Here is a 17,001-nt window from a genome sequence, read left to right as displayed (position 1 = left end):
GCTTTATGCCAGCCAAGTCATTCTAAACTCAACACGTTGCACGCCACATCAAATCGCCAGGCCGCGGGACGGCCCGGCGATCGCGCGGCACCTTCGGTGCTGTTCGCGCGGTTGGCTCTTAGGTCCGCTCAAGGCCAAAATCAGCCATATCCTTCGCCTCAGCCCCCTTCTCACCCGCGCGCTCCAAGCCCCATCTGCATTAGCGTCTTGCGCACTGGGGACAATGAATAGATCGCATCGAGCGCCTGCGCCCGCACATCCCGCAAGGGCTGTGCGCGCATCATCGAGGCGCGGTTGAGCAGGTCGATCCCCGTCACCCGCGCGCGCACCTCCAGGTGCCTGCGGCGGTGATAGGTCTCGAGCATGGCGCGGCCGCCCAACCGCTCCGGTGCCGCTTCGGCCAACTCCAAGAGCACGCGCATATCGCCAAGCGACATGTTCAGCCCCTGCGCGCCAATCGGCGGCACCACATGCGCGGCCTCGGCCACCAGTGCCACGCGCTCGGCAGACATCCGCTCGGCCAGCTGGCTGATGATTGGCCAGACCGTGCGGCGCGAGGCCAGCGTCAGCGGCCCGAAGAGATGGCAGGAGCGAATGTTCATCTCCGCCTCGAACTCTTCCACCGGCAAATCCGCGAGGCGGGCCACCTCCGGCCCTTCCTCCATCCACACGATGGCGGACGAGGGCCGCCCCTCGTAATCCGGCAGCGGCACCAGCGTGAACGGCCCGCCCGAGCGGTGAATTTCGGTCGAAACATTGTCATGCGGAATCGGATGGGTGACCGCGAAGGCGAGCGCCTTTTGGCCATAGCGCGTGGTCTTGACCTCAACGCCCGCCGCCTCGCGGATGGGCGACTTGCGCCCGTCGGCGGCGATCACAAGCCGACATCGCACGCGGGTGCCATCGTTCAAGCCCACGCGCGCCTCGCTTTCCCGGGTGAACAGCGTGGTCGTGCCCGTGCCGGGGCGGAAAGTGACGGTAGCCAACTCCTCAAGATGCGCCACCATTTCGCGCCGCAAGAGCCAGTTGGGCAGGTTCCAGCCAAACGGCTTGTCGGAAATGTCCGAGGCGGCGAATTCGCGCGTCACGCGCGGCTCTGGAACCTCACCGCCCGCATCGACGATCCGCATCACCTGCAGATCGGCGGCATGGGGGGCGAGCCGTGTCCAAACCCCGGCGCGATCCAGAAGCGCCTGCGCGGGCTGCAAAAACGCCGTGGTGCGCAGGTCCGAGCCTTCGGCGTCGCGGGCGGTGATCGGCGGCGCGGGATCGACGCAAAGCACGGAAAATCCCGCGCTGCCAAAGACGGACGCCGCAGCAAGACCGGCGACGCCCCCGCCTGAAACCACGATGTCATATTCCGCCTGCGTCATGTCGGCCTCCTCCGGGGCGCGGGCGGCCTCAGCCGCGCGAAATGATAAGCAGCACCACCCACATTAGCGGGACTAGCGCCAGCGCGGGGATATAAAACCCGGGAATACCCCAGAGCGCAACGCTCGTCGCCCACCCGGCGATAAATACCGCGACACTCAGCAGGATCGGGGCCACCGCTGCGGCGTCCGCGTCATTACGGGCGTGCTGCGCCTTGGGTACTGTAGTGGTGTCCATCAGGGTCATGTGCTGCCTCGTTTGGAAAGGTGAGTGATACACTCTCCTAAATATGCCTGAGGCTCCACATCGCAAACGGGCGTTTCGCCGCAGCGCCGCATTCCTTAGACGAGCCGCGCCAGAAACCCGCCCAGATCATCGGTGTGGTGATGGATATACGCGGCCTCGATCCGTTCCGGTGCCACATGCACCGTGCGCATTCCCATGGCATGCGGGGCCGAGAGATTGCGCGGATCGTCCTCGAACATGGCGGCACGCGCCGCCGCGCTGCCATCGCGCCGCAGCACCGTCTCGAACGCCTGCGCCTCAGGCTTGGGGCGATATTCCGCATGTTCGACGCCGTAGACCTCATCGAACGCGTCGGCGAGCCCGCGCCGGTCGATCACCCGCTCGGCATAGGGCGCGGAGCCGTTTGTGTAGACGATGCGCCGTCCCGGCAGCGCCCGGATCGCGGCCCCCAGATCGACGTCGGGCTCCAGATGATCGAGCGAAATGTCGTGCACCGCATGTAGATAGGGGCCGGGATCAACATCATGCAGCCGCATCAGCCCGGCCAGCGTCGTGCCGTGATCGCGCCAATAGACGTGGCGCAAACGGTCGGCCTCGGCATGGCTGACCCGCAGGATGTCCATCACGAACTGCGTCATCCGCGCCTCGATCTGGTCAAACAGTCGGGCGGAGGGCGGATAGAGCGTGTTGTCGAGGTCGAAAACCCATGTCACGACATGGGCGAAATCCTGTTTCGGCATAGTGCGATCATAAATGGGTGCGAGATCGCGTGCAATCGCCCAAGGCTTGATCCCACGCTCAAAGGGCGTAATGTCTTGCGACGACGTTCAGAACAATCGGAAGATCTTATGAAACCCTCCCCGACCGATGCCTACACGCTAATCCTTGAGGCGATAGATGTTGGTGTATTCAAACCCGGCGATCGGCTGGTCGAGAGCGATCTGGCAGAGCGTTTCGGCGTATCGCGCACCCCGATCCGCGAGGCTCTGCAACGGCTGGAAACGCAGTCTATGCTGACGCGCGACGGACGCAGCCTTATTGTCTCCTCGCTCGATTATAACCAGTTGGCCGAGCTATATGTCGTGCGCGCAGAGCTGGAGGGGCTTGCGGCCGGGCTTGCAGCACGCCATGCGACCCCGGAAGAGGTGCGCGTGCTGCGCGACATGGTCGAGGATGATCGTGCGCTCCTTGGCAAACCTGCGGAAATGGCCCGCGCCAACCGGCGATTTCACAAGCAGATCCACCTATCGTCGCACAATCGTTTTTTGGTACAGCAACTCGACCTCGTGCATCGCTCCATGGCTCTTTTGGCGACCACCTCGCTTGCCGCTGTCGGCCGCGACGAGGATGCGCTGCGAGAGCATGATGCAATCGTTGCCGCCATTGAGGCGCATGATGGCGAGGTCGCGTCAAAAGCCCTGAGAGAGCATATATCAAAGGCGTTCGTGACCCGGCTCAAGCTTGATTCCGGAGAGGTCAAATCCTCCGCTTGAGTTCGGTCTGCCTCGCGCTGTTTCTGAGAGGCCGTGCGTTGTTTTGTCCCAAAAAAATGGTTTAAGAACAATCTCATAAACAGCCTTGTAAGCGGCTAGCGCTCCAATTGGTATGTAAAAGTGCATGCTTGGTGCCCACAGCATGAGATGCCGATGCCTCGGTCTCGACACCGAGGACATGTAAATAAAGATATTGAGCAACTCGACCATGAGAAACACGCTGCCTAGGGCCGCCTTCATGCCAGTGGGCAAAACCGTATCCAGCGGATGTGGCAAGCCAAAGAGCACAAGCCAGAAGGACCATAGGAACGGAGCCAGCAAGAATTGTGAGAGCGCCGAGACGAAATGTGCCTGAAATCCCCAGAATTTTCGTGGCCCAAGCTGCGCATAAAGAAGTTGAGGGCGCCGCATGTGCACGAGATAGGTCGTCATGTACCCTTTGAGCCAGCGCGAGCGTTGTTTGATCCATGGCCAAAAGCGACAATTGGCCTCTTCCTCTGTGACTGTCTCGATCATCTCGGTACGATAACCATGCCGTGCGAGGCGAAACCCAAGGTCGGCGTCTTCGGTCACGTTATGGGCATCCCAACCGCCCAGCTCCTCCAGCACGTCGCGCCGGAAATAGAGCGTGGTTCCGCCGAGCGGTATGGCCAGCCCCAGACGCGCCATGCCCGGTAGCATGGTGCGGAACCAAGTGGCGTATTCGATGGTAAAACACCGCGCCAGCCAATTCTGGGTAGGATTATAATAGTCGAGAATGCCCTGAAGGCAGGCCACATCGCGTGGCGCCTGCTGAAAGCGACGCGCCACCATCGTGATCTGATCCGGCTCGGGCGCGTCCTCAGCATCGAATATGCCAATGATGTCACCCTCGCAGAAATCGAGCGCGTAGTTCATGGCGCGCGGCTTGGTACGCGGTTTGCCGTCCGGTACGACCACAGGCTTGACCCATGGCGGCAAGTCGATCCCCGCAAGGGTGGCGCGGGTCAGATCGTCTTCTTCCTCAAGTACCAGAATGACATCGAGCAGGCATTTGGGATAGGTCAAACGGCTGAGCCGCGCGATCAGCGCATGGGCGATCTCGGTTTCTCGAAACAGCGGCACGAGGATTGAGACTTTGGGGAGTGGTTGCAGATGCGCGGGCTCGGGCCGGGGCGTGTCCCGCCTTGCGCTTTGCGCCACGAAGGCCGCCGTCTTGAGACCCGCGGAAACAAGGAGTGTCAGACACGCCCAAGCCGCGAATACCGAAAAAACGGCCACTGGAAAGATAACGCTGAGCAGGCCGATCAGCGAAAGCACAGCCAGAGTCGCCCCGAGCCGGCGGCCGAACGCACCGCCCCATGTGCGGCAGCTCTCGTGCGCGGGCACACGAGATTCCGCGCACTCGCGCAGATGCGCGCGATGCTCCAGCGCTATGCGATCGTGGATGGCCGGGCGTGGGGCAATGACTCCCTGCGCGCGTGCGAGGGCCTCCGGCAACACAGGCCGCAGAGAGGCAAGGCTTTCGGGACTAGCGGTGGCAAGGACCGAGACACCGGCGCCCGAGATCAATGGCAGGATACCGTGTTTCAGGAGCTTGCGCGGGTCGATCCCAGTCTCGAAAATCTCTGCCTTGGCGACATCCGCATCACTCAGCTTGCGGGTCGCAAGCCGCCGGGCATGCGCGGTAAGGAGATCCTCTTCCGTCGCGAGGCCCTCGGCCCGCAAGATTCGGTCAAGAGAGGTATCGCAATGCTGGCGCACGGTTTCGGCCAGAGCCGCATCAATCTGGCTGATTGCCCCTGCGCGCACAAGCTCGCGCCCCAACGGATTTATCGGTGTCCCCGCGCCACGCTCCTGCGCCCCCAGATGACGCAACTCAGAAATACCCATGCCACGCCCTTTCACCAGCTGGTGAAAAGCACGCTAGCGTGCGGATGGTTAACGATGCTTTAACGGTAGGCTAATGTGCCAAAAAGCCTGGGCGTCATGTTGCCATGGAGGCGGCGAAACGCTCGAACAAGTAAAAGCTGTCCTGCGGTCCGGGGCTGGCCTCGGGGTGATGCTGTACGGAGAAGACAGGGCGATCCTTGATCCGGATGCCACAATTGGACCCGTCGAAGAGCGAGACGTGCGTCTCGACGACACCGTCGGGCAAAGTCTGGCCATCAACTGCGAAGCCGTGATTCATAGACGTGATCTCGACTTTTCCGGTGTCCAGATCCTTGACCGGGTGATTAGCCCCGTGATGACCATGGTTCATCTTGACGGTCTTGCCGCCAAGCGCCAACGCCAACATCTGGTGACCCAGGCAGATGCCAAAAAGCGGCAGGCCACGATCGAGCACAGCCCGGATCATCGGCACCGCATAGTCACCTGTCGCTGCCGGGTCGCCCGGGCCGTTTGACAAGAAAACACCGTCCGGCGAATGCGCAAGCACCTCTTCGGCAGTGGCCGTCGCCGGCAGAACAGTGACGTCGCAGCCCGCGCTGGCAAGACAGCGCAGGATATTGCGCTTGGCCCCATAATCCACCGCCACGACCTTGTGGCGCGCGTTCGTCTGACGGGTATAGCCCTCGGGCCAGGCCCATCTCATCTCGTCCCAGCGATAGGATTGCGCGCAGGTCACATCGCGCGCCAGATCCATGCCCTCCAACCCGGCAAAGCCGCGCGCCTTGGCGACCAGCGCCTCGGCGTTGAAATTCCCTTCGGGATCATGCGCCAGTGCGACATGCGGCGCACCCTGCTGCCGGATCGCACGGGTCAGGCGCCGGGTATCCACCCCGCCGATGGCGATGCGCCCGCGCCGCGCGAGCCACGCCGCCAGATGTTCCTGCGCGCGCCAGTTAGACGGGTCGGTCGGGTCCCACTTGACGACCATCCCCGAGGCAACCGGCTCCGCAGTCTCATCATCCTCGACGTTGACGCCGGTATTGCCGACATGTGGGAATGTGAAGGTCACGATCTGCCCCGCATAGGACGGGTCTGTCATGATCTCCTGATAGCCGGTCATCGCCGTGTTGAAACACAGTTCCGCGACCGTATCTCCTACCGCGCCAAACCCATGGCCGTAAAAAAGCGAGCCATCGGCGAGTGCCAGACAAGCCGTCGGGCGGGAGGTGGGCGCATGGGCCATTGGGGCGAGTCTCCGGTTCGAGCAAATTGGCGCATAGGTAAGGGTGTGCCGGGGGAGGGTCAAGGGCCAGATCACCCGGCCTGAGCGCGCGGAGCGGTTGCCTTGGGCCCATGATGTGTTTAGCCTTCATCCCTTGTAAAAGACCATGGGGATGGAACGAATGGAATTGCGCGAACGGGTCAATCAGGCCCTGAAACAGGCCATGAGAGACAAGGCCACCAGCCGGCTTGCAACCTTGCGCCTGATCAACGCCGCGATCAAGGATCAGGAAATAGCTGGCCGGGGTGCTGATGAGGCAAAACCGGTTGGCAACGCTGAAATCATGGCCATTCTCGCGAAGATGACCAAGCAGCGCAACGAGAGCGTTCGTGCCTATGAAGAAGGCGGGCGTCTGGATCTGGCAGAGCGGGAACGCAATGAGATCAAAGTGATAGAGGAATTTCTACCGCGCCAACTCAGCGAGCAGGAAGTCAATGCCGCCATCGACAAGGCCATCACTGATGTGAATGCGACGTCCATCCGGGACATGGGCAAGATCATGGGCAAGCTCAAGGAACGGCATGCCGGCCAGATGGATTTTGGCGCGGTCGGGCCTGTGGTCAAGGCCCGCCTTGGATAGCAGGGCGGAAGCAACTTGCAAATAACGTTTGGGCAGAAGCTGCCGCAAGCACTGCGAGAGGCGAGCCGGGCGGCGACCGACCGCTGTGCGGCAGGCAGGGGCCTTTGCCTTCACCCGGTGACAAATGACGGCGAGCGTAGCGCATCCGCCAATTCGCCATAAAGCGTCTTGCGCTCCTCCTCGGACAGGAATGACCCGATTTCAACCTCGCGCCCGCTTCCCTTCAGCGTGATATAAAACGGAACCGGGCCGCCTTTTGGATGCATGACAACTCGGGCCCAGTACCGGTTACAATCCCATTCCTGCACATCGCCGCGCGGGTTGGTGCGCCGCAGATGCACATCTTCGGGTGCGATCGTCAGCACCTCGGCCATGCGTGCCGTGCGATAACTGTGTTCGAGCGCCCACCAAACGCCGCCTACTGCCAAGAGAAGAAACGGCAACAAACCCCAAAGCACCAGAGTGCCCAAAAGCGGGTAGAGCGGAATAGTGATCAGCGTGAAGGTTGTCAGCACAAAGGCCGCAAAGCCCCGGCGCGGCAGCGACCGGTGCGGCCAAAGCGACAGGGTGAGATCCGGATCCGCCCCGCGCGGCGGTGTGCTCCATTCATACGGCATGCCTCGTTTGTAGCCTGCGAACGAGAAATTAAAAGGGTGCGCGGAGGGCCTATAAGCCGGATTCTGTCCACCCCGGACCAGGATCCGGGGCTGGATGACCATTCCTCTCGACATGCTGTTGCCAACACGCCTCTAGCTGCCAACCCGGACCGCCGGGCCAAAACGTGCCTGCGGGCGGTATCCGGGACCGAAATCCCCGACCTGACCCCACGTGCGGTCCCTATTTGGCATTGCTCCCGGTGGGGCTTGCCGTGCCGGTCCGGTTACCCGTCCCGCGGTGGGCTCTTACCCCACCGTTTCACCCTTACCCTGGCACAAGGCCGGGGCGGTCTGTTTTCTGTGGCGCTTTCCCTCGGGTTACCCCGGCCGGGCGTTACCCGGCACCGTTGTCTTGTGGAGTCCGGACTTTCCTCGACGCCCCTTGCGGGCCGCCGCGGCCATCCGGCCCTCCGCGCGCGTTCGACTTAGGCGCTTGGATCGATGCGGTCAACGGGGAAGCGTGCCGCCAGATCCTCCATAATGGCGCAATCTTGGTCGCAAAGAGGGCCAGATGCCCCGGGTCGAAACCGCAGACGGAACGCATGCAGAATGTGTGCCGCATTGACATCCTCGGTCTCACGATAGCCAAAACGCTCTGCATCACGCAGAAAATTCTGACGGTAAACGGCGCCGGCAACGTCACTCCAGATCGAAAGGCCACGCCGCGCCAGACGCCGCCAGTCAAACTTTGGCCCCGGGTCCGATTTACGCGCGGGGGCCAGATCGGAATGGGCGATGACGCGCTCGGGGCGGATCTGCCAACGTGTCATGACATCGCCAAGGAGCCTCTCCAGAGCCGTCACCTGAGGCTCTGAAAACGGGTGCGTGCCCCCATTGGCCAATTCGATACCGATGGAGCGCGAATTGACATCGCAAACCGAACCCCATTTTCCAGCACCCGCATGCCAAGCCCGCATATGCTCTTCGACCAAGTGCCAAATTTCACCGGTCCCCGAGATGAGGTAATGCGCAGAGACCTCTGCCTCGGGGTCGCATAACCGCGCCAGCGCCGCCTCGGCCGTCCGCATCGCGGTGTAGTGCAGGACAATCATGTCCGGACGCGCGGCTTCACGGCGCGGACCAAAATTAGGCGAAGCAAATGGAACGACGTCCCCGAGCGGCGGGACGCCCTCGCCCATCAACCGCTGACCGCCCTGCGGAAAGGACGCGGGTCCCACCCGCAGGCATAACCGTCGCCGTCGGGATCAAGTCCAAGACGGTCACGTTCCGGCCCGCCGCGCTTGAGAAAATCGAGTTGCGCCTGATCGGGCGACGGGTATTGCGCACAATTGCGCTCGAACTTGCTGGCTTTGTTCAACCCCGCCCTGCGATAGACCTGTGTGCCCATCGGATGCTCGCTCTGGAGCGCATAGGCCACAATATTCGGACCGGTGCTGCCCGGTCTGCTCCCGATCGCCTCGGGCTGAATCACCTGGTATTGCGCACGATTGCTGGCGATGCGAGCAGCATCCTCCTCAATCGACCGTTCAGCCCCGACCACGTCAAAATCGTTCTCCTCCGATATCCCGGCAGAGTTGAGAATTGCTGGCGGCGGGTTGGACGGGCTGGCCTGAAGCGGCCCATCACCGGAAGTCGACCCGGCTGCATCGAGGGCCGCACGCGCCTCTGCCGCGATGGTCTCGGGATCGTTGGGGTTTCCAGAATTATCTGCGCGGTCGGTCGCGCTCAGAGGCTCGGACGACACTGCATCCGCCGGCGGCAACGCCGAGCCCGCGAGCGCCGCCTCGCGCTCGGCCTTCTTGCGCTGATATTCGCTATAATCCTCAAAGCCCACACCTGCGCCACTATCAGGGATCGCCGGCGAGCATGCGGAGAGCCCTGCAATTGCAATTATTCCCAAGGTGAATCGCATATGTTTCGTCCATCCCAACGCTCTGTCGCTCATCGGCTTACCACCATTTCGCAGGCTTGGCCACAAAGCCCGCCGCCTGTTCCAGCGCATAGGCGGTGTTGAGCAGATCTCCCTCGTCCCATGGCCGCCCGATCAGTTGCAGCCCAAGCGGCAGGCCCTGCTTGTCGGTCCCCGCAGGCACCGCGATTCCAGGCAGACCGGCGAGGTTGACGGTCACGGTAAAGACGTCATTGAGATACATCTGCACCGGGTCGGCATCGGTCATTTCGCCCAGACCGAAGGCCGCGCTTGGCGTGGCGGGGGTCAGGATCGCATCGATGCCAGCGGCGAAGACCTCCTCAAAGTCGCGCTTGATCAGCGTCCGCACCTTGCGGGCGCGGTTGTAATAGGCGTCGTAGAACCCGGCCGACAGCACGTAGGTGCCGACCATGACCCGGCGCTGCACCTCGGGACCGAAGCCCTCGGCACGGGTTTTCTCGTACATCTCGGTGATGCCATCGCCTTGGGCCAACCGCGCCCGGTGGCCATAGCGCACCCCGTCATAGCGCGCGAGGTTCGAGGATGCCTCGGCGGGGGCGATCACGTAATAGGCGGGCAGCGCGTATTTGGTATGCGGCAGGCTGATATCGCGGATCTCGGCGCCTGCGTCCTTGAGCATCGCGGTGCCGTCGGCCCAGAGTTTCTCGATCTCGTCTGGCATGCCGTCCATGCGGTATTCGCGGGGAATACCGATGACCTTGCCCTTGATGTCGCCGGTCAGCATCGCCTCGAAATCCGGCACCGGGATATCGGCCGAGGTGCTGTCCCTGGGGTCATGGCCACACATCGCGCCCAGCATGATCGCGCTGTCGCGCACCGTCTTGGTCATCGGCCCGGCCTGATCGAGGCTTGAGGCAAAGGCCACGATCCCCCACCGCGAGCAGCGCCCATAGGTGGGCTTGATGCCGGTGATACCGGTGAAAGCCGCAGGCTGGCGGATCGAGCCGCCGGTATCGGTGCCGGTCGCGGCAAGGCAGAGGTCTGCCGCCACGGCGCTGGCCGAGCCACCGGAGGACCCGCCGGGGGTCAGCTGTGCCTCGTCATTGCCGCGCCGCCACGGGTTGACGACGTTGCCATAGCACGAGGTCTCGTTGCTGCTGCCCATCGCGAACTCATCCATGTTGAGCTTGCCCAGCATCACCGCGCCTGCATCAAAGAGGTTCTGCGTCACGGTCGATTCGTATTCCGGCTTGAACCCGTCCAGAATGCGGCTCGCCGCTTGTGAGGGCACACCGCGCGTGCAGAAGAGATCCTTGATCCCCAGCGGAATACCGCACATCGCGGGCGCGTCGCCCTGCGCGATCCGCGCATCCGCCGCCTGCGCCTGCGCGCGCGCCAGATCGGGCGTGTCGTGGACAAAGGCATTGAGCGCGCCAGCCCCCTGCACTGCCGACAGACACGCCTCAGTCAACTCCACGCTGGTCACATCGCCCTTGCGCAGCGCGTCGCGGGCATCAGAAATGGTCAGTTTGTTGAGATCGGTCATTATTCAACCACCTTCGGCACGGCAAAGAAGCCTTCGCGCGCATCGGGCGCGTTCGACAGGATCTTGTCCTGCTGGTCGCCCTCGGTCACCACGTCGTCGCGACGTTTCAGGCTCTGCGGGGTGACAGAGGTCATCGGCTCGACACCCGTCACATCCACCTCGCCCAATCGCTCGATAAAGCCGAGGATGGTGTTGAATTCCTCTGCCAGCGCAGGCAGCGCGTCCTCGTCCACGCGGATGCGCGCCAGCTTGGCCACCTTGGCCGCAGTTTCCAGATCGATCGACATGAGCCACTCCTCTTGTCCGGTTGCCCCCGCGTTTAGCGCCCGCGCGATATGGGTGCAAGACGGAGGCGGACCCCGCACCCCCTTTATTCTGGCCGCAGGCTTGCTAGAGTCACCTCAAATCGCAAGACGGGAGACGACGCATGAATATCATCTGGCTCGGACACAGCTCTTTCCGGATCGAGATCGGCGGACAGGTGCTGCTGCTCGACCCGTGGCTGAACGGCAACCCGATGCTGCCCGAGGACAGCCACGAGGAGGCCACCAAGGGGGCCACCCATATCCTGCTGACGCATGCGCATTTCGACCATGTGACCGACGTTCTGCCGCTTGCGAAAAGGCTGGGCGTGCCTGTGGTCGGACAGTTCGACCTGATGGCGCATTGGGAACAGGCCGAGCAGATCGAGACGGTGGGTTTCAACAAGGGCGGCACGGTCGATCTGGGGGGCGTCAAGGTGACGATGGTGCATGCCACCCACTCGACCAGCTTTGGCACCGATGCCGGGCCGCATGTGCCGGGCAGCGAATGCGGCTTCATGATCGCAGGCGAAGGGCATGTGATCTATGTTTCGGGCGATACCGACGTGATGGCAGATATGGGCGTGTTCCACGACCTGCATGCGCCTGATATCGGGATCTTGTGCGCGGGCGGGCATTTCACGATGGATATGCGCCGGGCGGGCTATGCGGCGAAAAACTTCTTTGACTTCAAGACCGTGATCCCCTGCCACTACAAGACCTTTCCGATCCTGGAGCAATCGGCGGAGGCGCTGGTCAAGGCGTTGCCGGGGGTCGATGTGATCGAGCCGCAGGTGATGAAACCGATCGCCATCTGACGCGTTATCCGCGCGTCCATGCGTAGGGTTTGGGGGCGGCGCTGCATTCACCGTTCCCAAATACTCATATCGCGACAGATGCACCGAGGCGAGACGCTATCGCTTGGCTCGCCGCCACCCCGCGCGGCGCGCCTGTGCCTCTGTGCAAAACCATCGTTCACCCTCTTTGTCGCGGATCAGGGTGCGGTCGTAATCGGCCTGCCCCGGCATGTGATAGATGCGCTTGTCTTTACCACTGCGATTGCCCTTGATTGCGCATGCCGGGTTCGGTGCGGTGTTCTCTTGCGCCCGCTCCTCGCGCACCGCGCGGCGGTGATCCTCGGGGCGGGCCATCAGATGCCCATGCAAGCCGCGCCCCGCCACGACCGCCGATTTTTCATCGAGGTCATAGGCCATCGAATACTTGCGATAGGCGAGGGCCAGACCGCCACTCACCAGCATCCGTCCGATATCCTGCCCCGCCACCGAGCACGTGGCCACGGTGCGGCCATAGCGGTCCGTGTCCACGGCGTTGCATCGCGCCTCGCGCGTGGCGATCCGCGCGCGCAGCTGATCTGCAACCCAGGAGCCGCAATCCCAGGTCGCGCCATCGGGATTGGTGCAGATCTGCCCCAGTTCCGGCGCGTCGATGCCGTGCAGGCGCACCCGAACCGCGCCCACATCGAGCGTGTCACCATCCACCACGCGCACGGGCCCGCCGAACCCCTGCGCCGTGGACGCCACAGGGAACAGACTAAGAACGATGAGTAAAGAAATCCTTAACATGCCCCCTTATGGGGGCAGGTCCTGCCGCCTTTCAAGACGAAAGGTGAACAAAAGGTTAATGCGCGCTCAGCGCTGCGCGGTCTGCCAATCGGGATGCACCCAGGGCTCGGCGTTGTCAGGCGGAAGGCGGCGGCCCAGAACGGCATCAGCGATCTTCTCGCCCGCCATGATCGACGGCGCATTGAGATTACCGTTAGTGATGCGCGGGAAGATGCTCGAATCGGCCACGCGCAGCCCCTCGATCCCGGTCACTCGGCCCTGCGGGTCGACCACCGCCTCCGGATCATCCGCGCGTCCCATCTTGCAGGTGCCGCAGGGGTGATAGGCGCTCTCGGCATGTTCGCGGATGAAATCATCCAGTTCGTCGTCGCTCTGCACCGCTGCGCCGGGCTGGATTTCGTGCTTTCGGTAAGGCGCAAAAGCCGGCTGCTCAAAAATCTCGCGGGTGAGCCGAATGCAGCGCCGGAAATCCGCCCAATCGCTTTCCTCGCTCATGTAGTTGAAGCGGATCACCGGGTCATCAGAGGGATCGGCACTGCGCAGGCTCACCGCCCCCCGTGAGGCGCTGCGCATCGGCCCGACATGGGCCTGAAAGCCGTGCCCCTCGGCCGCCGCCTTGCCGTCATAGCGCACGGCAATGGGCAGGAAATGGAACTGGATGTCGGGGTAGTCGACGCCCGCCGCCGACCGAATGAAACCGCAGCTTTCAAATTGGTTCGAGGCCCCGGGCCCCCGCTTGCCCAACAGCCATTGCAGCCCCACCCAGCCCTTGCCGAAGATGTTCCAGTATTTGTAGAGGCTGACCGGCTGGCTGGCGGCCATCTGGACATATAACTCCATATGGTCCTGCAAATTCGCGCCCACGCCGGGGCGGTCGGCCAGCACCTCGATGCCATGCTCCGCCAGATGCGCCGCCGGTCCGATGCCGGACAGCATCAGGAGCTTGGGCGAGTTGATCGATGAGGCCGCAAGGATCACCTCTTCGCGGGCATGCACCACTTCGCGCCGCCCGTTGCGCAGGACCTCGACGCCAATCGCGCGACCTTCTTTTATCACGACACGCTGCACCAACCCGCGCAGCAGATCGCAATTTTCACGCTTGAGCGCGGGCCGCAGATAGGCATTGGCCGCCGACCAGCGCTGGCCCTTGTAGACCGTCATCTCGAACGGGCCGAAGCCCTCCTGCTTTTCGCCGTTATAGTCGTCGGTGCGCTCATACCCCGCCTGCACCCCCGCCTCGACAAAGGCGCGCACCAACGGGTTGTCACGCTTGCCACGGCTGACATGCAGCGGGCCGTCAGTGCCACGCCAATCGGCATCGCCGCCATGGCCGCTGTCGTCCCAATTCTCCATGCGCTTGAAATAGGGCAGCACATCGGCATAGCCCCAGCCGTCGCAGCCCTGATCGCGCCAATGGTCGTAATCATGGGCGTGGCCGCGCACATAGACCATGCCGTTGATGCTGCTCGATCCGCCGATCACCTTGCCGCGCGGACAGGCCAGCCGCCGCCCGTTCAGATGCGGCTCGGGCTCGGTGCGGTAACCCCAGTCATAGCGCTTCATGTTCATCGGATAGCTGAGCGCGCCGGGCATCTGGATGAAAGGGCCCGCATCGGTGCCGCCATGCTCGATCACCAGCACGGATTTACCTGCCTCGGCCAGACGATAAGCCATGGCGCAGCCTGCGCTGCCAGCACCCACGATGACGTAATCGGCCTCCATCAGCGGCACCGGCCGTGGCAGAGGTGGGGATTTGAGTATTTGGGGAACAGTGAAAGCATCATTCGCCTCGCGGGAAACGCTGGTTTTCTTCGACAACGTTGAGGTCCATGTGGTTGCGCATGTACCGCTCGGAGGCCTTTTGCAGCGGTTGGTAATCCCAGGGATAGTAGCCGCCCTGGCGTAAGGCCTCGTAGACCACCCAACGGCGCGCCTGGCTCTCGCGCACGGCCGCGTCGAAGGCATCCAGGTCCCAACGCGCCTCTGCCTTGGCCTGCAACTGCGCGAGCGTTCCAGCGTAATTCGGGTCCTCCGCGAGATTGGTCAGCTCATGCGGGTCGGCGTCCAGATCGAAAAGTTGATCAGGATCGATCACGCAGCGATTGAACTTCCACTTGCCGTAACGCAGAGACACCACAGGCGCATAGGACGCCTCGGCGGCGTATTCCATTGCCACGGGGGCGTCGCGCGATGCCCCCTGCCCCAGAGAAACGAGCGATTGGCCCTCAGTCCACGGCATTACCTCGGACATGTCTGCACCGCCCAGATCGCAGAGCGTCGGGCAGACGTCGATATTGCTCACCGGATCGGTCACCAGCCCTGGCACCATGCCGGGAGCCGAGATCATCAACGGCACCCGCGCCGACCCCTCATAGAACGACATCTTGAACCACAGCCCGCGCTCGCCCAGCATGTCGCCGTGATCGGAGACGAAGAGGATCACCGCCTCCTGCCGCGTGGCCTCCAATGCGTTCATGACCTCGCCAATCTTGTCGTCGAGATAGGAGATATTGGCAAAATAGGCGCGGCGGGAGCGGCGGATGTCCTCATCTGAGATGTCAAACGACCGCCAGTCATTGGCATCGAAAATGCGCTTGGAATGATCGTCGTGATCTTCGTACTTCATCGCCGAAACCTCGGGCAGCAGATGCTCGCACTCTTCGTAGAGATCCCAGTATTTGCGCCGCGCCACGTAAGGATCATGCGGGTGCGTAAAGCTGACCGTCAGGCACCACGGGCGCGCATCGTGGCCGCGCGCCAGATCATAGACCTTCTGCACGCCATGAAACGCCACCTCGTCATCGTATTCCATCTGATTGGAAATCTCGGCCACACCCGCCCCTGTGACGGAGCCTAGGTTGTGATACCACCAGTCGATCCGCTCGCCCGGTTTGCGGTAATCGGGCGTCCAGCCAAAATCGGCGGGGTAGATATCGGTGGTCAGCCGCTCCTCGAAACCGTGAAGCTGATCCGGGCCGACGAAATGCATCTTTCCGCTCAGGCAGGTCTGATAGCCTGCGCGGCGCAGGTGGTGCGCATAGGTGGGGATATCCGCCGAGAACTCGGCCGCGTTGTCGTAGACACGGCTGCGCGACGGCAGCAGCCCCGACATGAAGCTCGCCCGCCCCGGTGCGCAGAGCGGCGAGGCGGTATAGGCATTGCGAAACCGCGTCGAGCGCGCCGCCAGCTTCTTGAGGTTCGGCGCATGCAGCCACTCTGCGGGACCATCGGGAAAGAGTGTGCCGTTGAGCTGATCGACCATGAAAATGAGAATATTGGGGGCGCTCATGTCGGCTCCTTTGGTTGCTTAAGAGAGGTGTCGAGATAGCGCAGCAGCACATCTATGGCGGGCCCCGGCGCGGTTTCACCTTCGCCAAGCGCCTGCCGGATATAGAGCCCGTCAATCATTGCCGCGAGGCCCCGGGTTAACGTCTGCGCTTCGGGCTCGGCCTCGGTGATCTGGCGGAACGCATGATAGAGATTGGAGCGCAGACGCCGCTGATAAATGTGCAGGAGCCGCCGTGCGTCGTCCGAGCGCTGCGCCTGCACATAGAAATTGAGCCAGGCCGAAACCATCTCGGGGCGGAACTGCGCCGGCGTAAAGCTGGCACGGATGATCGCCTCGACCCGCTCTCGCGGGGTCTTGGCCATGATCAGCGCGCCACGCATCTCGGCCCCGTAAAGTGTCAGGATATGGCGCATGGCGGCCACGAAAATCTGTTCCTTGGAGCCGAAATAGTGATGCGCCAGCGCCGAGGACATTCCCGCCCGCTTGGCGATCTGTGCCACGGTCACATCAAGTGAGCCGTGCGCGCCGATCTCGTGGATCGTCGCCTCGACCAGCGCACTGCGCCGTATCGGCTCCATTCCGACTTTGGGCATCCGGGTCTCCTACTGCGCGCTTGCCACATTGGCGTAATCATGTTTAATTGACTCGTCAATCAATAAAACGCGAGGGATGGCAGCACAGCATCAAACGCCCTGCCGGGCATCAAGGACGTTGTATTTCACTGCAGCGTCATATTAGCTTACTCTTATCGCAACTGACCGCCGCGCCGCCCAAGGCATTTGCCGGACCCGTCGCAGAGCAAAAGTCAGGGTCAATAACTCAAAGGGAGACCATCAACATGACCATTCTAAATTCCGGCCGTATGAACCGTCGCGGATTCATGGCCACGACAGCCGGCGCGGCGCTGGCCGCGGGCCTGCCGCTCAGCG

Annotated in this window: 17 protein-coding genes and 1 other RNA gene; 3 read left to right on the top strand and 15 right to left on the bottom strand. The window is 62.7% G+C overall.

Translation table 11 applies throughout. From position 1 onward, the window contains the following. Nucleotides 1-170 precede the first annotated feature (170 nt). The 3 genes from Q0X85_RS12920 to Q0X85_RS12910 form a co-directional block, all read right to left on the bottom strand. Nucleotides 171-1,373, bottom strand: coding sequence for a UbiH/UbiF family hydroxylase (locus tag Q0X85_RS12920; RefSeq protein ID WP_297772475.1), 1,203 nt, complete (start codon nt 1,371-1,373; stop codon nt 171-173). A 28-nt stretch (nt 1,374-1,401) separates the two neighbouring features. Further along, nucleotides 1,402-1,617 (bottom strand): hypothetical protein, encoded by a 216-nt coding sequence (locus Q0X85_RS12915; RefSeq protein WP_297772474.1) that lies wholly within the window; start codon nt 1,615-1,617, stop codon nt 1,402-1,404. 95 nt (nt 1,618-1,712) lie between these two features. Further along, on the bottom strand, nt 1,713-2,357 hold the full coding sequence (locus Q0X85_RS12910) for a pyrimidine 5'-nucleotidase (RefSeq protein WP_297772473.1): 645 nt from the start codon (nt 2,355-2,357) through the stop codon (nt 1,713-1,715). A gap of 108 nt (nt 2,358-2,465) precedes the next feature. Between Q0X85_RS12910 and Q0X85_RS12905 the strand changes: the two genes are divergently transcribed. After that, the gene (locus tag Q0X85_RS12905; protein ID WP_297772472.1) at nt 2,466-3,110 is read left to right on the top strand and encodes a GntR family transcriptional regulator; all 645 of its coding nucleotides are present in this window, start codon (nt 2,466-2,468) and stop codon (nt 3,108-3,110) included. On the opposite strand, the gene Q0X85_RS12900 is transcribed toward Q0X85_RS12905, so the two are convergent. Together Q0X85_RS12900 and carA are read right to left on the bottom strand one after the other, a co-directional pair. Next, nucleotides 3,051-4,982: a glycosyltransferase gene (locus tag Q0X85_RS12900; RefSeq protein ID WP_297772471.1), complete on the bottom strand. Its 1,932-nt coding sequence runs from the start codon at nt 4,980-4,982 to the stop codon at nt 3,051-3,053. The genes Q0X85_RS12905 and Q0X85_RS12900 overlap by 60 nt on opposite strands. Nucleotides 4,983-5,076: 94 nt before the next feature. Further along, nucleotides 5,077-6,225, bottom strand: coding sequence for a glutamine-hydrolyzing carbamoyl-phosphate synthase small subunit (gene carA, locus Q0X85_RS12895; protein WP_297772470.1), 1,149 nt, complete (start codon nt 6,223-6,225; stop codon nt 5,077-5,079). Nucleotides 6,226-6,385: 160 nt separating this feature from the next. Between carA and Q0X85_RS12890 the strand changes: the two genes are divergently transcribed. Next, on the top strand, nt 6,386-6,844 hold the full coding sequence (locus Q0X85_RS12890) for a GatB/YqeY domain-containing protein (RefSeq protein ID WP_297772476.1): 459 nt from the start codon (nt 6,386-6,388) through the stop codon (nt 6,842-6,844). A 110-nt stretch (nt 6,845-6,954) separates the two neighbouring features. Here the strand turns inward: Q0X85_RS12890 and Q0X85_RS12885 are convergent, their stop codons facing one another. From Q0X85_RS12885 to gatC, 6 genes are all read right to left on the bottom strand, one after another. Next, a complete protein-coding gene (locus Q0X85_RS12885; protein WP_297772469.1) occupies nt 6,955-7,461 on the bottom strand; it encodes a DUF2244 domain-containing protein in 507 nt (168 codons plus the stop codon). Between the two features lie 36 nt (nt 7,462-7,497). After that, nucleotides 7,498-7,914: RNase P RNA component class A (rnpB, locus tag Q0X85_RS12880), an RNA gene on the bottom strand. Nucleotides 7,915-7,925: 11 nt separating this feature from the next. Then, nucleotides 7,926-8,552, bottom strand: coding sequence for an N-acetylmuramoyl-L-alanine amidase (locus Q0X85_RS12875; protein WP_297772468.1), 627 nt, complete (start codon nt 8,550-8,552; stop codon nt 7,926-7,928). Between the two features lie 86 nt (nt 8,553-8,638). Next, the gene (locus Q0X85_RS12870) at nt 8,639-9,373 is read right to left on the bottom strand and encodes a hypothetical protein (protein WP_297772467.1); all 735 of its coding nucleotides are present in this window, start codon (nt 9,371-9,373) and stop codon (nt 8,639-8,641) included. A 37-nt stretch (nt 9,374-9,410) separates the two neighbouring features. Next, nucleotides 9,411-10,898 carry an Asp-tRNA(Asn)/Glu-tRNA(Gln) amidotransferase subunit GatA gene (gene gatA, locus Q0X85_RS12865; protein WP_297772466.1) on the bottom strand — a complete coding sequence of 496 codons (1,488 nt, stop codon included), beginning with the start codon at nt 10,896-10,898 and terminating at the stop codon, nt 9,411-9,413. Further along, nucleotides 10,898-11,185 carry an Asp-tRNA(Asn)/Glu-tRNA(Gln) amidotransferase subunit GatC gene (gatC, locus tag Q0X85_RS12860; protein WP_297772465.1) on the bottom strand — a complete coding sequence of 96 codons (288 nt, stop codon included), beginning with the start codon at nt 11,183-11,185 and terminating at the stop codon, nt 10,898-10,900. Before gatC ends, gatA begins: the two co-directional genes overlap by 1 nt. A 140-nt stretch (nt 11,186-11,325) precedes the next feature. On the opposite strand from gatC, the gene Q0X85_RS12855 reads away from it, so the two are divergent. Continuing rightward, nucleotides 11,326-12,018, top strand: coding sequence for a metal-dependent hydrolase (locus tag Q0X85_RS12855; RefSeq protein WP_297772464.1), 693 nt, complete (start codon nt 11,326-11,328; stop codon nt 12,016-12,018). Nucleotides 12,019-12,114: 96 nt separating this feature from the next. Here the strand turns inward: Q0X85_RS12855 and Q0X85_RS12850 are convergent, their stop codons facing one another. The 4 genes from Q0X85_RS12850 to betI form a co-directional block, all read right to left on the bottom strand. Continuing rightward, complete coding sequence (locus tag Q0X85_RS12850) at nt 12,115-12,783, bottom strand: thermonuclease family protein (protein WP_297772463.1); 669 nt, start codon at nt 12,781-12,783, stop codon at nt 12,115-12,117. 66 nt (nt 12,784-12,849) lie between these two features. Continuing rightward, nucleotides 12,850-14,505 (bottom strand): choline dehydrogenase, encoded by a 1,656-nt coding sequence (gene betA / locus Q0X85_RS12845; protein ID WP_297772462.1) that lies wholly within the window; start codon nt 14,503-14,505, stop codon nt 12,850-12,852. A 58-nt stretch (nt 14,506-14,563) separates the two neighbouring features. Continuing rightward, on the bottom strand, nt 14,564-16,072 hold the full coding sequence (gene betC, locus Q0X85_RS12840; protein WP_297772461.1) for a choline-sulfatase: 1,509 nt from the start codon (nt 16,070-16,072) through the stop codon (nt 14,564-14,566). Continuing rightward, nucleotides 16,069-16,665 (bottom strand): transcriptional regulator BetI, encoded by a 597-nt coding sequence (gene betI, locus Q0X85_RS12835; RefSeq protein WP_297772460.1) that lies wholly within the window; start codon nt 16,663-16,665, stop codon nt 16,069-16,071. Before betI ends, betC begins: the two co-directional genes overlap by 4 nt. Nucleotides 16,666-17,001: the final 336 nt, after the last annotated feature.

Origin of the sequence: uncultured Roseovarius sp. (genome assembly GCF_947259555.1) — a bacterium.
Taxonomy (GTDB): Bacteria; Pseudomonadota; Alphaproteobacteria; order Rhodobacterales; family Rhodobacteraceae; genus Roseovarius.
The sequence above is the reverse complement of the archived record's forward strand: the minus strand, read 5'-3'. Positions and strand labels throughout refer to the sequence as shown.

Bases quoted from the DNA above. Each gene is read 5' to 3' on its own strand.
- Q0X85_RS12920 (WP_297772475.1), bottom strand. From the start codon at position 1,373: ATGACGCAGGCGGAATATGACATCGTGGTTTCAGGCGGGGGCGTCGCC.
- Q0X85_RS12915 (WP_297772474.1), bottom strand. From the start codon at position 1,617: ATGACCCTGATGGACACCACTACAGTACCCAAGGCGCAGCACGCCCGT.
- Q0X85_RS12910 (WP_297772473.1), bottom strand. From the start codon at position 2,357: ATGCCGAAACAGGATTTCGCCCATGTCGTGACATGGGTTTTCGACCTC.
- Q0X85_RS12905 (WP_297772472.1), top strand. From the start codon at position 2,466: ATGAAACCCTCCCCGACCGATGCCTACACGCTAATCCTTGAGGCGATA.
- Q0X85_RS12900 (WP_297772471.1), bottom strand. From the start codon at position 4,982: ATGGGTATTTCTGAGTTGCGTCATCTGGGGGCGCAGGAGCGTGGCGCG.
- carA (WP_297772470.1), bottom strand. From the start codon at position 6,225: ATGGCCCATGCGCCCACCTCCCGCCCGACGGCTTGTCTGGCACTCGCC.
- Q0X85_RS12890 (WP_297772476.1), top strand. From the start codon at position 6,386: ATGGAATTGCGCGAACGGGTCAATCAGGCCCTGAAACAGGCCATGAGA.
- Q0X85_RS12885 (WP_297772469.1), bottom strand. From the start codon at position 7,461: ATGCCGTATGAATGGAGCACACCGCCGCGCGGGGCGGATCCGGATCTC.
- Q0X85_RS12875 (WP_297772468.1), bottom strand. From the start codon at position 8,552: ATGATTGTCCTGCACTACACCGCGATGCGGACGGCCGAGGCGGCGCTG.
- Q0X85_RS12870 (WP_297772467.1), bottom strand. From the start codon at position 9,373: ATGCGATTCACCTTGGGAATAATTGCAATTGCAGGGCTCTCCGCATGC.
- gatA (WP_297772466.1), bottom strand. From the start codon at position 10,898: ATGACCGATCTCAACAAACTGACCATTTCTGATGCCCGCGACGCGCTG.
- gatC (WP_297772465.1), bottom strand. From the start codon at position 11,185: ATGTCGATCGATCTGGAAACTGCGGCCAAGGTGGCCAAGCTGGCGCGC.
- Q0X85_RS12855 (WP_297772464.1), top strand. From the start codon at position 11,326: ATGAATATCATCTGGCTCGGACACAGCTCTTTCCGGATCGAGATCGGC.
- Q0X85_RS12850 (WP_297772463.1), bottom strand. From the start codon at position 12,783: ATGTTAAGGATTTCTTTACTCATCGTTCTTAGTCTGTTCCCTGTGGCG.
- betA (WP_297772462.1), bottom strand. From the start codon at position 14,505: ATGGAGGCCGATTACGTCATCGTGGGTGCTGGCAGCGCAGGCTGCGCC.
- betC (WP_297772461.1), bottom strand. From the start codon at position 16,072: ATGAGCGCCCCCAATATTCTCATTTTCATGGTCGATCAGCTCAACGGC.
- betI (WP_297772460.1), bottom strand. From the start codon at position 16,665: ATGCCCAAAGTCGGAATGGAGCCGATACGGCGCAGTGCGCTGGTCGAG.